The sequence below is a fragment of the Bradyrhizobium sp. 62 genome, assembly GCF_023073035.1.
In the GTDB taxonomy this organism is placed as follows: domain Bacteria; phylum Pseudomonadota; class Alphaproteobacteria; order Rhizobiales; family Xanthobacteraceae; genus Bradyrhizobium.
Genome location: NZ_JADPIT010000023.1, coordinates 21369 through 39331 on the forward strand (window position 1 = coordinate 21369; position 17963 = coordinate 39331).

The window sequence follows — 17963 nt, forward strand, 5'->3', positions numbered from 1 at the left end:
CCGGCTTCCTTGGAAGCCTTTGCCGGGCCTTTTCCACCTTCGGCATGAAGGACCGGCTCGATCACATGCGCCGCGCGGCCATGGCACAGGCCTTTACCTGGACACAGTCGGCCAAGTCTTACGCAGAAATCTACAAATCCTCGATCTAGACGGGTAACTGCAGACGAGCAAGGAACGGAATCGCCTGAGGGGTGGTTGCAACTCTACACAGGAGTTTTCGACATGCGCCACTCGAAGCCGCAGCCGATCCGCAACAAACTCGACTTGGCCGACCCTACTCAGGTGCGCCTCGTCAGAAAGCGTCTCGGGCTATCCGATGCGGAGCTGACCAGCATCGTGGAGCGGATCGGCAACTCGATTGCGGCGATCAGCAAGGAGGCGGCGCTGCAAAGGGCAACCACGCTGCCCAAGCCAGACGATGTGCCTCCTGTCGCCGTGATTACTTCTGCGACGGCCGGCGAACGGGCGACGCGCAAGTGAGAGCAAGTGCACCAAATTGTTGAAGGGCTGTACGGGGAACGATGGATCAAACAGTACATTCAGACGACGCCCTGACGCGGGCGGCCTCGAGCCTGCGCCGCTCCCGCATCAGCGAGGGCAAGCCGTTTCCGCTCGGCGCCACCTGGGATGGGCTCGGCGTCAATTTCGCGCTATTTTCGGCCCATGCCACCAAGGTCGAGCTTTGCCTGTTTGACGACGACGGCGAGACCGAACTGGAGCGGATCGAACTCCCGGAATATACCGACGAAGTCTGGCACGGCTATTTGCCCGCGGCCCGTCCCGGCACCGTCTACGGCTACCGCGTCCATGGCCCCTACGAACCCGACGCGGGACACCGCTTCAATCCCAACAAGCTCGTGCTCGATCCCTACGCCAAGCAGCTGGTCGGCCGGTTGCGCTGGGGACCGGAGCTGTTCGGCTACCAGCTCGACCATGCCGACAAGGATCTCTCCTACGACGAACGCGACAGCGCGCCCTTGATGCAGAAATGCCGCGTCATCGACCCGGCGTTCACCTGGGGCGCCGCGCGCAAACCGGAAGTGCCGTGGGAGCGGACGATCGTCTACGAGACGCACGTCAAGGGCTTTACCCAGCTGCATCCGCTGGTGCCAGACGCGGACCGCGGCACGTTCTCCGGTCTCGCGCATTCGGAAGTCCCGGCTTATTTGCGATCACTCGGCATCACCAGCGCAGAATTGCTGCCGATCCATGCCTTCGTCGACGACAGCTATCTGGTCGAGAAAGGCCTGCGCAACTACTGGGGCTACAACTCCCTTGCCTTCTTTGCGCCGGAGCCGCGTTACCTCAAGACGCCGTTCGCGAACGAATTCAAGACCATGGTCAACCAGTTCCACGCCCATGGCATCGAGGTCATCCTCGACGTCGTCTACAATCACACCGCGGAAGGAAACGAACTCGGTCCGACGCTGTCATTCAAGGGCATCGACAACGCCAGCTATTACCGCCTGCTGCCGGACCAGCGGCGCTATTACATCAACGACACCGGTACCGGGAATACGGTGAACCTGTCGCACCCGCGCGTGCTGCAACTGGTCGCGGATTCCCTACGCTACTGGGCGACCGAGATGCGAGTCGACGGCTTCCGTTTCGACCTCGCCACCATCCTGGCACGGGAGCCCTACGGGTTTGACGAAGGCGGCGGCTTTCTCGATGCATGCCGCCAGGACCCCGTGCTCTCCAGCGTCAAGCTGATCGCCGAGCCCTGGGACATCGGTCCGGGCGGCTATCAGGTCGGTCAGTTTCCGCCGGGATGGGCGGAGTGGAACGACAAATTCAGAGACACCGTGCGCGCTTTCTGGAAAGGCGACGAGGGTTCGATCGCGGATTTCGCCAAGCGCGTGTCTGGATCCGGCGATCTCTTCAACAAGCGCGGCCGTCGGCCATGGGCCAGCGTCAACTTCGTCACCGCCCATGACGGTTTCAATCTCAACGACCTCGTTTCGTTCAACGACAAGCACAACGAGGCCAATGGCGAGGACAATCGCGACGGCCACAGCAACAATCACTCCTGGAACTGCGGCGCCGAGGGACCAACGGACGATCCGGAGATCATTGCGCTGCGCGAGCGCCAGAAGCGCAATCTGCTGGCAACCATGCTGTTGTCCCACGGCACGCCCATGCTGCTAGCCGGCGACGAATTTGGACACACCCAGCACGGCAACAACAACGCGTACGCCCAGGACAACGAGACCACATGGCTCGACTGGATGGGCATCACCGCGAACGGTCGCAGCCTTCGCGAATTCACCCGCAAGCTGATCGCGACGCGCAAGGCATTTCCGATTCTCTACCGCAGCCGCTTCCTGGTCGGCTCCCACAACGAAGAGCTGGACGTCAAGGACGTGACGTGGCTCGCGCCGTCCGGAGAGGAAATGACGACGGAGCAGTGGCAGGACGGCAACGCCAAATGTTTCGCTTTGCTGCTCGACGGCCGCGCCCAGGAGACCGGGATCAAGCGCCGCGGTTCGGACGCAACCATGCTGCTGATCTACAATGCTCATCACGACGTCGTCAATTTCACCTTGCCCGCGGTCGCCGAGGGACGCAGCTGGATCGGATTGATCGACACCAATCAACCGGAGGGGCAGATGCCCGCATTCGAATTCGGGCATGTTTATGCGATGACCGGGCGATCCCTCGTGGTATTCGGCCTCGCGACCGAGAGCATCGCCACGCGGCGCCTGCGCCAAGGCCTCGGCGCGCTGCTGGACGTCGTGGAGGCGCCGCTGCCGGGATAGTTCGCCATGATAGTGCGAGAAGACGTTTTCGACTTGATGAGACAGGGAACGCCCGCAGGTCACCGGCGTTCGAGTAGATGGGGCATCAGTCGGAGAACACCGAGATGAAGTTCACAGGTGCCGTTATCCTCGCCGCTCTCGCGCTGCCTGCAGCAGCCTGGGCGCAGGCCAGCAAGCCTGACGTTTCGTCCGCGCCGAGCGCACAGAATTCGGGAGCCGGCATTGCCGGACAGCCCGGCAACAAGAACGGGCCGACCGCCAAGCCTGGTGAGACCGTCGGATCGAGCTCGACGAGCTCCACTGGCAACACCGCCGTGCAATCGCAGGATCCGGCGCATATTCAGGGCGCACCGGGCAACAAGAGCGGGCCGCCTGCCAAGCGTCCGGATCAACGCTGAACGAACCCGCCCGCATTCCTGCCGATCGACTTCGAACGACCTGCGCCTGACATCATCGGGGCAGGTCGTTTCGCGAGGAACGAACGCTGAAGCCGCCCGTTCGGAAGACATCTTCTTTCCTGTCCTTCCAATCCGAGAGTCCTTCCATGTATCACCATGTCAAGAAGCTGATGTTCACCGTGCGTGTCGACGAGCCGGATCCCCGCTTCGGCAACATGCTGCTGGAGCAGTTCGGCGGCGCCAATGGCGAGCTCGCTGCCGCGATGCAGTACTCGATCCAGGGATTGAACTGCGAGGATCCCGATCGCAAGGACCTGCTGATGGACATCGGCACCGAAGAGCTCAGCCATCTGGAAGTGGTCGGCACGCTGGCGCGGATGCATCTCAAGCCGTCGAAATTCGACCGCCAGGCTGCCGAAGCCGATCCCCTCATCGCCATCGCCGGCGGCGGCGGGGTCAATCTCTTCAACTCCCAAGGCAATGCCTGGACCGCCGACTACCTGAAGATCACCGGCGAGCTCGACGTCGATCTGCGCAGCAACATCGCCGCAGAGGCGCGGGCCAAGATCGTCTACGAGCGGCTGATCAATTTCTGCGACGACGCCGGCAGCAAGGACGCGCTGCAGTTCCTGATGACCCGCGAGATCACGCACATGAAGGCGTTCGCGCTCGCGCTCGAGAGCATGGGCAAGCCGGCGTTCAGCATCGGCCGCATCGCCCCGACGCCCGGCCTCGTGGATCAGTTCTTCAACGATTCTACCGGCGCCGGTGATCATGGCGAGATCGACACGCGCGGACCGTGGAACGAGGGCGGCGACTGGGTCTTCACGGAGTCGCCGGCGATCCAGGCGGGCGAACCGGGTCCGGCCTCAGCCATCGTCACTGAGAGCTCGCCGCCCGCGGACGAAGCGGGTCTCGGCGATCTGCTCATCAACGAGCTGCGCGATATCCTGCATGCCGAGAAGCAATTGACCAAGGCGCTTCCCAAGATGGCGGAGGCCGCCCGCTTCGACCAATTGCGTGAGCTGTTCGAGCAGCACCTCGCCGAGACCGAAGCGCAGGTCGAGCGCATCAACGAATGCTTCGAAATGCTCGGTAAATCCGCCCGCGCCAAGCCCTGCAAGGGCATGATGGGCCTCGTCGAGGAGGGCCAGGAGATCATGGCCGAGGGCGAGGACAAGGAGGACGCGGCGGCCGACCTCGCCCTGATCGGCGCAGCGCAACGCGTCGAGCATTACGAGATCGCGGGCTACACCACGGCGCGCAACCTCGCCCAGCAGCTTCGTCACAGTGCCATTGTCGCCCTGCTGTCGAAATCGCTGGCCGAGGAGGAGAACGCCGATCAGCTCCTCAACCAGGTGGCCCGCTCGCTGATGTCGGTGGCGAAAATGCCCGCGGCGATCGAGCAGACCGAATGATCTCTAGCCGTCCAGCAGGTCGAGAAACTCCTCGACCCGGCGGAACGGATCTTCGTCCCGGCGGCCGACTTGAACAACGCGGTCGCCGTCGCGCTGCAGCGCTCCCGTCTGCGACTTCCCCCTGAATTTCCGCAGCCGCCCTGGCAGGAACGTCGCGGCGACGGCCTCGGGACCGACATCGAGCCTGACGATGCCGCGCCGCTTGCAATCGATCCGGAGCCTGGCGGATGCGAAGAAGTCGCGGGCCTCCGGCGGCAGCCTGCCGAAACGACGCGAGATCTCCTCCTCCAGGTCTTCCAGATCGTCGTCGCTTCGGCACCTGGCAGCGCGGCCATAGATCTCGAGCCGGACCGCTTCCGATTGCACGTAGCCTTCAGGCAGCATGTCGGCCAACGGCATATTGAGATCGGGGACCCACAGATCGGCGCCGGTATCGCTGCCTCGCTCGGACGCCCGCTTCAGCAGATGACTGTAGAGCACGGGTCCGAACACCTGGACGTGGCCGGACTGCTGTTCCGAAAACAGATCGCCGGCGCCCCTAAGGTCGAGGTCGCGCTCGCTGATCGCAAAGCCGGCACCCGGCTTGCTGAACTCCTCTAGCACCGCCAGACGTTTCTCGGACTGCTCCGAGGTCGATTCCGTCAGCAAATGAGCAAACGCGCGCGTGCCGCCGCGTCCCACCCGTCCCCTGAGCTGATGCAGCTGTGCAAGCCCGAACTTTTCGGGCCAGCACACCACGATGGTGTTCGCGCGTGGAATATCGAGACCGCTTTCCACGATATTGGTCGCCAGCAGCACATCCGCCTCGCCATCGACGAAACTCATCATGCGGTCGTCGATCTCGTCCACGGGCAGTCTGCCGTGAAGACAGACGATGCGCAGCTCCGGCGCCACCGATTGCACACGGGCCAGCATCGGCTCCAGATCCTGGATGCGCGGGCAGATCAGGAAGCTCTGACCATGCCGCCTGCGCTCGCGGAGCAGCGCGGCGGCAATGGCAGCGTCCGACAGCGGCGCGATCCTGGTCACGATGGGAAGGCGATGAACCGGCGGCGAGGCAATCACGCTAAGATCCCTGAAGCCGGCAAGTCCCGCCGCGAGCGTGCGCGGAATCGGCGTGGCGCTCATCCACAGCGAATGAGCCCCCTTGGCGAGCCCTGAAAGCTTCGCCTTCTCCGCCGCCCCGAAATGCTGCTCTTCGTCGATGATGACGAGGCCAAGATCGGCGAACTTCACGTCCTTTGCCGCAAGCGCCTGCGTGCCGACCACGACTTTCAGCGTGCCGCGCCGCAGCCCCTCCTTGGTCTCTCGCGTCTCCGGGCCTGAACTGGCCCGCGAGAGGCTTCCCACCTCGATGCCGAGAGGGCCGAACCGTTTGCGGAAGGTTTCGACATGCTGCCGTGCCAGCACTGTGGTCGGCGCCGCGATCGCCACCTGCTTGCCCGACAGCGCCACGGCGGCTGCCGCTCGCAGCGCGACCTCGGTCTTGCCGAAGCCGACGTCACCGCAGATCACCCTGTCCATGGGATGGCCCGCCGCAAGATCGTCGAGGACGTCTTGAATCGCCTGGCCCTGGTCCACTGTCGTGAAATAGGGGAACCGTGCGACGAATTTTTCGTAAGCCGGCCCCGGCGGCACCAGCTTGGGTGCGCGACGGCGGAGGCGCTGGCTGATGTGTTTGGCGAGCGCCTTGGCGGCGACCTGGATTTCCGCTTCCGCCTCGGTGCGCCGCGCCCACCAGCTGCTGCCGTCCGCCTTGTCCAGCGTCAGCTTGCCGGGCTCGCCGGCATAAGGCCAGATCACCGCGAGATCGGACGGCGGTACGAGCACGGCATTGTCGCCCGCGAATTTGAGCCTGATCATCTCGCGTCGCGATCCCTTGCCCATGTCCAGGGTCTGCAAGCCGTCGAGCACGGCGAGCCCGCGTTGCAGATGGACAATGGCGGCGCCCTTTTCGGGCACGTCGGGATGATCGAACGCCGGGTTCCAGGCGCGCGCCATCGGCTGGGGATGATGGGCCCGGCTGCCGAGCACGTCGGACGCGGTCACGACGACAAGCGGCTTGCGGCCGGCGCCAATGAACCCCGCGTCGAAATCGGCCAGCAGCGCGCCTTCGCGGCTCCGTGCCTTCGTCACCTCGCTCCAATCGGCCAGGCGCTCCGCCTTGATGCCGCTCATGCGCTCCATCGCGCGAAGGTCATCCTCGACGGCGGCGACGAACAGCAGCCGCGATCCGCCGCGCTGCATATCGGCGACAAAGGCGCGAAGCGCCTTGCGCGGCGAAGCCAGCTTCGAGAACTCCGGCGTCGAGATGAAGGCGGCCTTGCGCGGCAGCACGCTGATGCGCTTCTTCAGCTGCTTCCAGTCCGCCTGCCCCAGATACTCGCGCTCCGCGTCCCTGCGGCCGGCGGCGTCCTCGATCGTGCCCAGCCAGCTCTCGGCGTGGGCCGATACCCCGGCATCCGCGATCCATCGCGCGCGGCTGCAATAATCCGGCAGTGTCGCCCGTTGTCCGCGCGTAGCTCCCAGCGCGATCCGTTCGGACATGGGATCGATGATCAATTCGGCGGTCTCGTAGACGACCTCGTGCTCGATGGGATCGACCGCGACGATCTTGCGGATCGTGTCTCCGGAATGCTCGATCCGGAAGGGAGCGAGCGCGCCGGCGGGAAACACTTCGAACGTCTTGCCATGGAACAGGACGCCGCCCGGATACTCCGCCTCTTCGTCGAGATCGTAGCCGAGAGCTTCCAGCCGCGTCTCCAGCTCGGGCCCGGAATAAGGTGCGCCCACCTTCAGCGTGAGGCTCGACCGCGACCAGCTCGCCGGCAGCGGCAGCCGTTCCATGATCGCTTCCGCGGTCGACACCAGGAAGACGGGTTTCTTTGCCTTGGCGAGACGCCGCAGCACCGAGCTGCGCCGGCCCGCGATCTCGCGGGAGGGCTCGAGGCCGTCGAAGGGCAGCGTGTTCAGGCGCGGAAACACCAGCACGTCGACCGAGAGATCGAGGGCGTGGATTACGCCGCCCAGCCGCTCTGCCCTGCTCTCGTCATCGCAGAGGAAGACGAGGCCGTCGCGGCCGGACTTCTCCCAGTGATCGAGCAGATGCAGCGCCAGCATGCCGAGCGGCGATGAGGAGGCGACCGCGGAACGCGAGGCGCTCTTGTCCGGGCGCTTGCTTGTCGAGCTCGTGCTCTTCGAACTCGTGCTTTTCGCGCTCTTGCTTGTCGAGCCTTTGCTTTTCGAGCTCTTGCTTTTTGTCTTTATCGCGCCGGTCGTGGCCCGGGCTTTCCTGGTGGGCGCCAATGTGTATCCAACTTTGTTTCGCAAATAGAGGCGAGCGAGGACGAGCCCTCCCGTCGAGCTCCGTCGATAACGCGCCTCGGGCCTGAGCGCCCAATGACGTCATTACAATTTTGCAATTGCGTTGAAAAGCAGAGACAGGGGGTAAAGGCAAGCGGCCTGAACGGGCATAAGGCTAACCGGCAGGCAGCTATTGCAGGACCTTCGGCAGCACCACGACCACGTCCACGCTCTGCGCGAGGATATGCGTTGCGACCACAGCGAGCTGGTGCGAGAACTCGTCCTCGATCTCGGCTGCGCAGTCTTCGTCGCTGGCAATGGCAAACAGCAGATTGCCGTCGATTTCGTCGAACCGGATGCCGGCGAAGAGGCGATCGAAAATCTCGGCGCCCGCGATGTACGCTATTCGCGCCTGGATGGCCTGGTCCTCGACGAGCGACAACTTCCTCATGGACGCAACATATGGCCGCACCACCCGAATGCAAGAGCAGGAGAGCGCTGGCGCCGCGTGCCTTGCGAACTATATTGGTGACATCGTCCCGCCTGACCGCCGTTGGCCTTTGAGGAAATCCTTGATTCTGTTCCTGCTGCTGATCTTCCTGCCGATCGGCGTGTCGGCCGGCCGCTATTATTTGCGCGGCGACGGCCGCGGCAATTGGCAGACGGCGGATCGCTCCAGCGCCGGCCTGCTGCCGCCCGCATCCGCCAATCCCGACGCGCTGATCCGCGTGTTCGCCGCGCGCACGGTGCGTTGGCGCAGTATTTTTGCCGTCCACACCTGGATCGTCGTCAAGGAGAAGGGCGCCGCCACTTACAGCCGATACGACTACACGGCCTGGGGCGACCCGATTCGTAGCAACGGCTTTGCCCCCGACGGCCGCTGGTTCGGCGCCCTCCCGGAAACCGTCGTCGCCGTCGACGGCGCGCGGGCCGAAGCGCTAATTCCCAAGATCCGTTCCGTCATCGAGAATTACAAGTTCCGCGCCTATGGCGACTACAGTGCCTGGCCGGGACCGAATTCCAACACCTTCGTGCAGGCCGCGCTGGACGCCGTTCCCGAGCTGCGCGCGGTGCTGCCGCCGACCGCCATCGGCAAGGACTTTCCCTACAGCGGACGCTGGGCCGGCATCACGGCGTCCGGCACCGGGCTCTACGCCTCGCTGTCGGGCTATCTCGGCATGACCATCGGCTGGGTCGAAGGGGTCGAGATCAATTTCCTCGGCGCGGTGCTCGGCCTCGACATCCGCCGCCCCGCGCTGAAGCTTCCAGGCATCGGCCGCTTGGGTGTCGCGGCTGGCGCGTAAAGCATGACGGAGCAGTCCCATCAAAGTCGGTGCCCTCGCAAGCTTCCCGATATCAATGTGTGCTTCAGGTCACAGCAGAATCGAGCGCCTTGGCCTAGAATGAACTTGCATGGCCGCAAACAAGGTAACGGCGGTACGCACCAGGCTGGAGAGGCGACCAACAGCTCCGAACTTTTGAGGCCGCCAGGGTGAAGAACTCGGCGGCTTTTTCTCTGTCCGCGGAACGCGCGGCCGAAGCTTGTGTGCTGCCGATGTGGCTACCGGAACTTTATCGTTTGTCTGAGGGATCCGAGAGCCTCCGCTGATCGCGCTCTTCTTCGATCTGCCGTTCCGCTTCGACCCAGAACTCCACATCGCGATCGGCCGGGCGACCGGCCTGCTCCCAGAGTTCGTACGCGCGCGCTCGTACCTTGCCGCGCCGCATCATGCGAAGCAGCTTTTGCTTCAGCTCGTCGGCGAAGTTCTTGAATCGCTGGACGGTGGTTTCGTCTTTGACAAGGGCTGCCGCTCGCGTTGCGAGTTCGATCTGGTGCTCTATCTTTTGCCGCTCGTCCACCGCAAACCCCGCCGTAGCCACGGGCCTGCGTCGCAGCCCGTGCTGCTCACAACCTTAATTCCTGCTGGAAGGCTCTGTTCCGCCTTCAATGCCAGGTCTTGCTAGTGCCACGTCGTGTCCGCATCGACGATCACTGCTCTTGTTTCGGGATCTTCCGTCACGTTGCAGGTGCAGGGCATGCCCTCACCGCAGCGGCAGCCGCCCAATTCCTCGCTCCAGGCGCGGAGCGGATGGTTTTCGCAGACCCATCCCAAACCGTGGCAGAATGGGCATCTCTTGTCGGTCACAGCGTATCCGGCGTCCGCATTGGGTTCGACTTGTCCTCGTTGCGCAACTCCTGCTCGGCCGCGTGCCAGAACTCTTCCTCGCGGCCTTCCGGCTTGCCGGCTCGCTCCCATAGCCGGTGCGCGCGTTCTCTGATGTCGTGATCGGTCGGCTCAGGCATTGCATCTCCTGCGAAGAGACACGGCCCCACCCTGGGGGGGTATGGGGGCTTGGAGGCGGGGCCGTGCAGGCCAGCAAATCGGCGGCGACGCTGGCCCGCTAAGTCAAGCCTCGATGGTGCGCAAGAGTTCCTAGTTCGGAGCGGCGATCACGCGAGCTCGAACGAAGCCGCCGTCGCCGCCTTTTGCGGACCCCGCGATGAAGCGGTGCACTCCCGACGCGGCGCGTTCCGCGGGTATCGGGATGCCACGTCAGCCAGCAATTCAAACCAATCTGGCGTCGAGCAGCAGACGGCGCAAGCTCGAGCAGGTCAGCGCGGCGAGCGAGAACGTTGTCGTCAACCGAAATCCGCGATGCGGGCGTCGAGCGCAAACATGCTTTGATAAACTTCCGGCTCGCTCGCCCCGGCCATGACGTCGGGCGCAAGCTCGCTTGCCCGCTGCAAGGCAGCCTGCAACGAGGCGACGTCGAGCGCCTCGATCAGCAAAAGCCCCGCGAAGAAGCCCTCGTTCTTCCGCATGCCCTTTTCGGTCGTCCGCACCGACGTCCGCGCCTCGTCAGTCGCGCCGATCTGCACGGCGGCAACCCCGTCGCACGCAACGAGCGCCTGAGCCAGACCCTGGAGATCTTTCGGCAACATCTCTATCCGGAGCGCCACGACCGAGGCGCCCTCGCCCCGCCCTCCCCGCACGATCATGGCACCGCCGCCCCGCATGAAATTGCCGAGCTTCGGCATGATGCGCTGGGACCACGGCGTCGGTGCGTTGAGGCGCGCCAGATAGGCCTCGCCGTCGAGGACCTCCGGCGTCTCCAGCTCATACAGAATAAAGAAGCGGTCGATGTCGTCCCTTGCCGCGCGGAAGACACGCGATGCCAGGAAGCCCTTCGTCGTCACGCGCTCGGTCGTGTGCTCACGCGTCAGCCAGTGCCGGTAGTCGGTCAGGTCGTGAGCCTCGACGTCGCTCCAGATGGCAAGAAATCCCGTGCCGCGCATTGCGCCCTCCATGCTTACGCCTTGCCGCCGGCCGCAAGCCCGTGCAGAGCCGATGCGATGGTCTCAGGCAATTGCCCCAACCGTTGGACGACCGCGAGCATCGCGGCGAGATAGCCATATGGACCGAGACCGCAAATGACCGCCGTGCAGGCACTCGACGTGATCGAATGGCGGTGCAGCTCGTCCCGCGCGTGGATGTTCGAGATATGCACCTCGATCTTCACACCCTCGAAAATCTTCAGCGCATCGATCAGCGCGATCGAGGTGAATGAATAGGCCGCGGGATTCATGATGATGGCGTCCGCGTTGCCATGGGCGGACTGGATCAGGCTGACGAGTTCGCCCTCCATGTTCGTTTGATGGAACGACATCGAGACTCCGAGCTGATCGGCCAGCGCCTTGCAGCTCGCCTCGATCTCATCGAGCGTCGTCGAGCCGTAGATGTGAGGCTCGCGGATACCGAGGAAATTGAGATTGGGTCCGTTGAGGATCATGATCCTTGCGGCCATTTTCGTTTGTCCTTCTTTTGTGCCGACGCGTCTAGCCGGCAAACCATTTGGCCGGGATCGTCACCAGTCCCGGGAATAGCACCATCGCGAACAGGACGATCAGTTGCGCGATCATGAAGGGCCAGACGCCCTTGATGATATCCTCCATGCTGATCCTGGAGACGCCGCAGACGACATTGAGCACGATGCCCACCGGTGGCGTGATCAGGCCGATCGCATTGTTGATGATGAAGAGCACGCCGAAATAGACGGGGTCGATGCCCGCCGCCTTGACGATCGGCATCAGGATCGGCGTGAGAATGAGGATCGTCGGTGTCATGTCGAGCGCCGTCCCTACAATGACAACCACAACCATGATCGCGAGCATCAGCAGCGTGTTGTTGCCCATGAAGGGCTTCAGCAGGGTTACGACCTGCGCGGATATCTCGGACACGGTGATGAGCCAGGACGATACCAGCGCCGCAGCGACCAGGAACATGACGATGCTCGTCGTCACGGCAGAGGAGACGAAGATCGCGTAGAGCTGCGACAGTTTCAGCTCGCGGTAGACGCAGGTCGCGACGAACAGCGAATAGACGGCGACGACCACTGCGGCTTCCGTCGGCGTGAAGATGCCGAAGCGCAGGCCGACCACGATGATGACCGGCAGCATCAACGCCCAGAAGCCGTCGACGACGGCCTTGACGATCTCCGACCACGAGGCCCGTGGCGGCGGCGTCAGGTTCTCTTTCCGCACCACCCACGCCCAGGCCAGACAGAGCCCTGCGCCGAGCAGCAGTCCGGGCACGATGCCAGCCAAAAACAGTTTCGAGATCGAGACGCCCGCGGCGACGCCGAAGATGACGAAGCCGATGCTGGGCGGGATGACGGGAGCAATGATGCCGCCCGCCGCCACGAGGCCCGCTGCATAGGACTTCTTGTGCCCCGCCGCCACCATCATGGGCACCAGAAGGGACGCGAGCGCCGCTGCATCGGCAGCCGCCGAGCCGGACAGCGACGCGAGGATGCAGGAGGCAAGGATCGTGACATATCCGAGCCCGCCACGGAAATGCCCGACCGCGACCAGCGCGACATTCACGATACGCTTGGCCAGCCCTCCCTTGTTCATGATCTCGCCCGCGAGCATGAAGAAGGGAATCGCCATCAGCGGAAAGCTGTCGGCGCCGTTGATGACATTCTGCGCCACGATCTGGGCGTCGAACATGTCGATCGTGCTCATCAGGGCCACGCCGCAGACGAGCAACGCAAAGGCGATCGGCATGCCCAGCGCCATGGCGCCCAGCAGCGAGAAGGTGAAGACGGCGATCGTCATGACGCGATCCCGGTGGACTGCTGGATGTGGACGCCGCCAGGCACGGTTCGATGAGACATCAGTGCTCTTCCGATTCCTTGACGGCCACCATGTCGGATTCGCTCGCCTGTCCAGTGAGCACGCGGACGAGGTCGTAGAGAAGGATGACTGCGGCCGACGCGCCGAAAATCACGCCGACCGCGTAAAAGATGGCCATCGAGAGACCGGTCGCCGGCGCGCGATCGTCAATGTTGATGATGGTCTGGCGCCAGCTTCCCGACAGCAGCAGCCAGTCGGCAAACAGCATCAGGCAATAGTTGATAACGAAGCATATGCGCTTGCCAGAGGCCGGCAGCATCCGGACGAGGCTGTCGACGCCGAGATGGGCGTGCTCGCGAAGCGCGACGATTGCGCCCAGGAAGGTCAACCAGACCAGCAGCCAGCGCGACAACTCTTCGGAAATCGTGATTCCGGAGTTGAAGCCGTAGCGCAGGACGACATTGCCGAAGACCAGGACCACCATCACCGCGAGGCACGCGGCAATGACGGCCTTCAGGAACGTGCAATAGAGGTCGAGAACTCGCGCCATGCGTGACGTCCGGACAAATGAGGGGCGGAGCCGACCACTGGCCGACTCCGACGCCTGCGTGACAGCAGAAGTCGACTACTTCACGTCCTTGCGGATGCGCTCGACCTCTTCGTTGAAGAGCTTCACCGTCTCGGGACGAAGGCTGGCCGACGTCTTGTCCGCGACCGGCTGCGCTGCCTTCCGCATGCGCTCCGTTTCTTCAGGAGCGATCGCGTTGTACTGCATGCCCTTGGCCTGCAGCTCCGCCAGAGCCTTGTCGGTCTGGAGGCGGGTCTGCTCCTTCTGATAGCCGCGGCTTTCTTCATAGGCTTCGCGCATCAGGCCCTGCTCGGTTGGCGACAGCTTGTCCCAGAAGATCTTACTCACCAGGATGATGTTCAGGGTAAAAGTGTGATTGGTGGCGGAAACGTACTTCTGCACTTCATAGAACTTGTTCGAGAGAATGACCGTGTAGGGATTCTCCTGGCCGTCGACGGTGCGGGTCTCGAGCGCCGAATACAGCTCACCGAAAGCCATCGGGACCGGATTTGCCTTAAAGGCACTGAAGCTTTCGAGATAGACCGGATTCGGAATCACACGAAGCTTGAGGCCGCTGAAGTCTTCGAGCTTGGTGATCGGACGGGTGCTGTTCGTGACGTTGCGGAAGCCCAGGCCCCAATATCCGAGGCCAATAAGCCCCTTCGACGGCAGCGTATCCATCATCGCCTTGCCGAATTTTCCGGTCGCGAGAGCATCGGCCTGCTCGGTCGTGTTGAACAGGAACGGGAAATCGATCAGACCGAATTCCGGAACGACGGTGGCAAGTGATGTCGTCGAGGCCGAGAGCATCTCCTGGGTGCCGCCGCGCAGCGCGGATTGCTGCTGCAACTCGTTGCCGAGCTGTGAGGCCGCGAACTCGCGGACCTTCATCTTGCCCCCGCTCTTCGCCAGCAGGATCTCGGCGAATTTCTGCACGCCAAAGCTGACGGGGTGATCGGTGTTGTTCAGGTGTCCCCACCTGATCGTGCGCTCCTGAACGTCCTGAGCGGATGCGCCGACCGTCAGCGCCACGCAGATCGCCGTCGCAGACAGCGCCCGTACCAGCAAGCTCATCGTTTTCCTCCCTGTTCGAACGGGCGCGAACGGCGGCTTAAGCCATCATTTTTCGCACCCTCAGTCCATTTAGACATCACACATATATTTCTATGTCAAATGATGATATCAATTTCATATGATGATTTACTGTACGTCCGACATTTGAAATCTGCTATATTGCTGGCAACACTGATGGTTCGGCCGCCTCCGAAGTGGCTGACCGATCGCGACAGGTGGGATCAGAAGGCATGACGTCACTCGAGGAACGGCCCCTGTCGGCGGGCGACAGTGGCTATCAGCGCATCCGGGCCGACATCATTTTCGGAGTGCTCACGCCATCCGGACGCCTCAAGCTCGATGCCATGAAGGAAGATTACGGCCTCAGCGTCAGCACACTGCGCGAGATCCTCAATCGTCTGACCTCCGAGGGTTTTGTGGTCGCCGAGGGCCAGCGCGGCTTCGAGGTGGCGCCGATCTCCATCCAGAACCTGCGTGAGCTCGCCGGTCTGCGCATCCTGCTGGAGCATCATGCGATGGCCGAGTCGTTCCGCGCCGGCGACGTGGAGTGGGAAGGCCGCGTGGTGTCGGCGCATCACAAGCTGGCGGCGACCGAACGGACCGTCCTCAAGGAGGGCGACGATCCCGAGCTGCGCAAACGCTACGACGGCGAATTCCACCGGGCGCTGATCTCGAGCTGCGGTTCGCGCGAGCTGATGCAGACCCACGCGATCGTGTTCGACAAATATTTCCGCTATGCGCTGCGCTACCGTGGCGCGGAGACGATCAACCAGCACAAGGCGCTGCTGGAATGTGCGCTCAAGCGCGACATCAAGAGCGCCAAAGCCGTGCTCACCGAGCACATCAACGGTTGCGTCGCGCACGCCCTCGCCTCCTGGAACGAGGACTGATCGCCCGGCTCGCGGCTGGAATCGGATATCGGGATGACCACCGACAAGATCCCCGCACATCGGGTCGAGACCGCGGTCGCCGCCGGCGATGTCCTCGGCGAGACGCCGTTGTGGTGCGACCGATCCCGCAAGCTGTGGTGGGTCGACGTCGACCGGCGGCTGCATCAATCGTTCGATCCGGCGACAGGCGCTCATCAGGTTGTTCCGTACGCATGCAACTTCCTCGGCAGTCAGGCTCTGACGGCGGATGGCTCCCACCTGCTCGCGCAGGATCTGGGACTTTATCGCCGCGCGTCCGATGACGGTCCTCCAGCTCAGCTCTGCGAGGTCGAGAGCGGCCCCGACAACCGCCTGAACGACGGGCGCGTCGATGCGCGGGGCCGGCTATGGATCGGCACCATGGACAACCAGCTGCATCGACCGAACGGGGCGCTGTATCGCGTGGACGCGGACGGCCGGACAGCGCGCATGTTCGGCGATGTCATCGTGACGAACGGCATCGCGTTCTCACCCGACAATCGCACGCTCTATTTCACCGATACGAGGCGATACCGAACCTGGCAGTTCGACTTCGATCTCGATGACGGCGTGATTGGCAACAGACGGCTGTTCGCGGATTACAGCACCTCCGGGGAGAGGCCCGACGGCGCGTGTATCGACGTCGCGGGCGGACTGTGGACCGCATTCTTCTCCGGCGGTCGGGTGATACGCTATCGGCCGGACGGCCGGATCGACACCATCATTCTGGTGCCGGCGATCAATCCGACCTGCGTGTGCTTCGGCGGAACCGATCTGAAGACCTTGTTCGTGACGACGGCCAGAAAGTTTCTGGATCGCGAGCAACTGAGCCGCGAACCCCAGGCAGGTCATGTTCTGGCCATTGATGGCATCGCACAGGGACTTCCAGAACACCGCTTCGGCAATTCATCCTGAACCTTCATTCTGAACCCGTGCACGGGCCATCGTGAACCGGCTCCGCTACCATCTCTCGCCGAAGGGACGAATCTCCAGCTCGAAGGTCCAGGCGCTCTTGGGTTGCTGACAGAGCATCCAGTAGGATCCGGCGACCGACGACGGCGGCATCAGGAGGTCGGGATTATCCAGCGCGTTCGGACCGAGCGCCTCGATCCGCCGCTGCCGGACCCATTCCGTGTCGACGCCGGAATCGATGATCAGATGCGCCACGTGAATGTTCTTCGGGCCCAATTCGCGCGCCGCCGCTTGCGCGACCGCCCGCAGACCGAACTTGGCGCTGGCGAAGGCCGCATAGCCGCTTCCGCCGCGCAAGCTCGCCGTCGCACCGGTGAAGTTGCCCCGGCCACGGGGCAGCATCAGGCGCGCGGCCTCGCGGCCGGCGAGAAAGCCGGAATAGCAAGCCATTTCCCAGACCTTGCGGAACACCCGTTCGGTCGTGTCGAGAAGGGGAAAGTTGACGTTGGCGCCGACGTTGAAGATGCAAACCTCGAGCGGCGCGTGCTTGTCGGCGTCGCCGAGAAACGAGATGATCTGGTCTTCCTTGCGCGCATCGAGCGCGCGCGCGTGAATTTCGCCGCCGGCCTGTTCGATCTCCTTGACGAGCGGTTCGAGCTTGGCGCCGTCGCGGCGTCCCGCGAACACCGTAAAGCCCTCGGAGGCGAACTTCTTTTCAATCTCAGGTTCATACCCACCCCGGCCCCGGAGCTCGACGCAATTCGCCATCGGCGGCGCCGGAGAAGCCGACGGCAAAACAGAGGCAAAGACGAAGGCGAAGGCCCGCCGCAGGGCCGCCTGAGATGGCCGCGTAGCGCGAGCGCCGTTCGACGTATCCCGGGAAATGATGCGAGTGATCTTTCAACAGCGGACATGAGTTCTCGTTCTCGCAGCGCGTTTCGCCCAAGCTTTGCCTGGTCATTCCACCCTCTTGTCCAAGAGGGCGCAGGGAAGGCCGGGTGCCGGCTGGCACCCGCGGTCCGCTGCGCGAAGATGTAGCGCAAAAGAACCGCACAGCAGCATACAGGTGTAGCCAATCACTCGGCCTTCCCTGCGCGATGGTTGGACGGCTTATGCCGTGCTCTCCCGGGAGCCGAACTTTCCTTTTGGCCTCCCTCGCCTCGCGAATTTGGATGATGCTGTCCGCCCGGTTGGGCTCGCACACACCTCCGCGACAGCTTGACCGTAGCAACGACGGCCAGGACCACACGGTTTTGCCGTACGCACGGCCCGCCATTTCACCGCAGTTTTCCCGGCCCAGTCGACGGAGCCGGAAACTTACAGACGAGACGAAGCCTAGCAGCGCCGCTCGTCCGCACGCGGTTGCGGGCTCACAGGGACTACCCGCCCTGCCCGCACCATCTCGTGCCGACGCTGCCGCGTCCATCGCAAGCCCGGCTCGCAATCAAGACGACAACGAGATCGCCCCTCAAGGATGAGCCGGGAT

At 63.5% G+C, this 17963-nt stretch carries 18 protein-coding genes; 8 read left to right on the plus strand and 10 right to left on the minus strand.

Going from position 1 to position 17963, the window contains the following annotated elements; all coding sequences use genetic code 11:
* The first annotated feature begins 222 nt into the window (after window positions 1-222).
* The 4 genes from IVB47_RS23680 to IVB47_RS23695 all read left to right on the plus strand — a co-directional run bounded on the left by IVB47_RS23680 (window position 223) and on the right by IVB47_RS23695 (window position 4575).
* Window positions 223-480: a DUF3606 domain-containing protein gene (locus tag IVB47_RS23680; protein WP_247431314.1), complete on the plus strand. Its 258-nt coding sequence runs from the start codon at window positions 223-225 to the stop codon at window positions 478-480.
* Between the two features lie 41 nt (window positions 481-521).
* Window positions 522-2759: a glycogen debranching protein GlgX gene (glgX, locus tag IVB47_RS23685; protein ID WP_247431317.1), complete on the plus strand. Its 2238-nt coding sequence runs from the start codon at window positions 522-524 to the stop codon at window positions 2757-2759.
* Window positions 2760-2863: 104 nt separating this feature from the next.
* A complete protein-coding gene (locus IVB47_RS23690; protein WP_027570452.1) occupies window positions 2864-3157 on the plus strand; it encodes a hypothetical protein in 294 nt (97 codons plus the stop codon).
* 146 nt (window positions 3158-3303) lie between these two features.
* Complete coding sequence (locus IVB47_RS23695; RefSeq protein ID WP_247464792.1) at window positions 3304-4575, plus strand: DUF892 family protein; 1272 nt, start codon at window positions 3304-3306, stop codon at window positions 4573-4575.
* A gap of 3 nt (window positions 4576-4578) precedes the next feature.
* On the opposite strand, the gene IVB47_RS23700 is transcribed toward IVB47_RS23695, so the two are convergent.
* Complete coding sequence (locus IVB47_RS23700) at window positions 4579-7695, minus strand: DEAD/DEAH box helicase (protein ID WP_247464795.1); 3117 nt, start codon at window positions 7693-7695, stop codon at window positions 4579-4581.
* Here IVB47_RS23700 and IVB47_RS23705 point away from each other — a divergent pair.
* Window positions 7694-7909 carry a hypothetical protein gene (locus IVB47_RS23705; RefSeq protein ID WP_247464798.1) on the plus strand — a complete coding sequence of 72 codons (216 nt, stop codon included), beginning with the start codon at window positions 7694-7696 and terminating at the stop codon, window positions 7907-7909. The genes IVB47_RS23700 and IVB47_RS23705 overlap by 2 nt on opposite strands.
* Before the next feature lie 159 nt (window positions 7910-8068).
* Here IVB47_RS23705 and IVB47_RS23710 read toward each other — a convergent pair whose 3' ends face one another.
* Window positions 8069-8329 carry a hypothetical protein gene (locus tag IVB47_RS23710; RefSeq protein ID WP_007595982.1) on the minus strand — a complete coding sequence of 87 codons (261 nt, stop codon included), beginning with the start codon at window positions 8327-8329 and terminating at the stop codon, window positions 8069-8071.
* A 121-nt stretch (window positions 8330-8450) separates the two neighbouring features.
* On the opposite strand from IVB47_RS23710, the gene IVB47_RS23715 reads away from it, so the two are divergent.
* Window positions 8451-9182: a DUF3750 domain-containing protein gene (locus tag IVB47_RS23715; protein WP_247287713.1), complete on the plus strand. Its 732-nt coding sequence runs from the start codon at window positions 8451-8453 to the stop codon at window positions 9180-9182.
* Window positions 9183-9450: 268 nt separating this feature from the next.
* On the opposite strand, the gene IVB47_RS23720 is transcribed toward IVB47_RS23715, so the two are convergent.
* The 7 genes from IVB47_RS23720 to IVB47_RS23750 all read right to left on the minus strand — a co-directional run bounded on the left by IVB47_RS23720 (window position 9451) and on the right by IVB47_RS23750 (window position 14657).
* Window positions 9451-9738 carry a DUF2934 domain-containing protein gene (locus IVB47_RS23720; RefSeq protein ID WP_247464800.1) on the minus strand — a complete coding sequence of 96 codons (288 nt, stop codon included), beginning with the start codon at window positions 9736-9738 and terminating at the stop codon, window positions 9451-9453.
* Between the two features lie 283 nt (window positions 9739-10021).
* Window positions 10022-10183, minus strand: coding sequence for a DUF2934 domain-containing protein (locus tag IVB47_RS23725; RefSeq protein WP_081747976.1), 162 nt, complete (start codon window positions 10181-10183; stop codon window positions 10022-10024).
* Between the two features lie 336 nt (window positions 10184-10519).
* Window positions 10520-11176, minus strand: a complete 657-nt coding sequence (locus tag IVB47_RS23730) for a hypothetical protein (protein ID WP_247464803.1) — start codon at window positions 11174-11176, stop codon at window positions 10520-10522.
* 14 nt (window positions 11177-11190) lie between these two features.
* Window positions 11191-11685 carry a type II 3-dehydroquinate dehydratase gene (locus IVB47_RS23735; RefSeq protein WP_247464806.1) on the minus strand — a complete coding sequence of 165 codons (495 nt, stop codon included), beginning with the start codon at window positions 11683-11685 and terminating at the stop codon, window positions 11191-11193.
* 31 nt (window positions 11686-11716) lie between these two features.
* Complete coding sequence (locus tag IVB47_RS23740; protein WP_247464809.1) at window positions 11717-12997, minus strand: TRAP transporter large permease subunit; 1281 nt, start codon at window positions 12995-12997, stop codon at window positions 11717-11719.
* A gap of 58 nt (window positions 12998-13055) precedes the next feature.
* Window positions 13056-13565, minus strand: coding sequence for a TRAP transporter small permease (locus IVB47_RS23745; RefSeq protein WP_106942116.1), 510 nt, complete (start codon window positions 13563-13565; stop codon window positions 13056-13058).
* A 75-nt stretch (window positions 13566-13640) separates the two neighbouring features.
* Entirely contained in the window at window positions 13641-14657 is a 1017-nt protein-coding gene (locus IVB47_RS23750; RefSeq protein WP_027570442.1) for a TRAP transporter substrate-binding protein, read from the minus strand.
* Window positions 14658-14887: 230 nt separating this feature from the next.
* Between IVB47_RS23750 and IVB47_RS23755 the strand changes: the two genes are divergently transcribed.
* Together IVB47_RS23755 and IVB47_RS23760 are read left to right on the plus strand one after the other, a co-directional pair.
* Window positions 14888-15547, plus strand: a complete 660-nt coding sequence (locus IVB47_RS23755; RefSeq protein WP_247464812.1) for an FCD domain-containing protein — start codon at window positions 14888-14890, stop codon at window positions 15545-15547.
* 33 nt (window positions 15548-15580) lie between these two features.
* Window positions 15581-16480 (plus strand): SMP-30/gluconolactonase/LRE family protein, encoded by a 900-nt coding sequence (locus tag IVB47_RS23760; protein ID WP_247464814.1) that lies wholly within the window; start codon window positions 15581-15583, stop codon window positions 16478-16480.
* A gap of 45 nt (window positions 16481-16525) precedes the next feature.
* On the opposite strand, the gene IVB47_RS23765 is transcribed toward IVB47_RS23760, so the two are convergent.
* A complete protein-coding gene (locus IVB47_RS23765; protein WP_247464818.1) occupies window positions 16526-17245 on the minus strand; it encodes an SDR family NAD(P)-dependent oxidoreductase in 720 nt (239 codons plus the stop codon).
* Window positions 17246-17963: the final 718 nt, after the last annotated feature.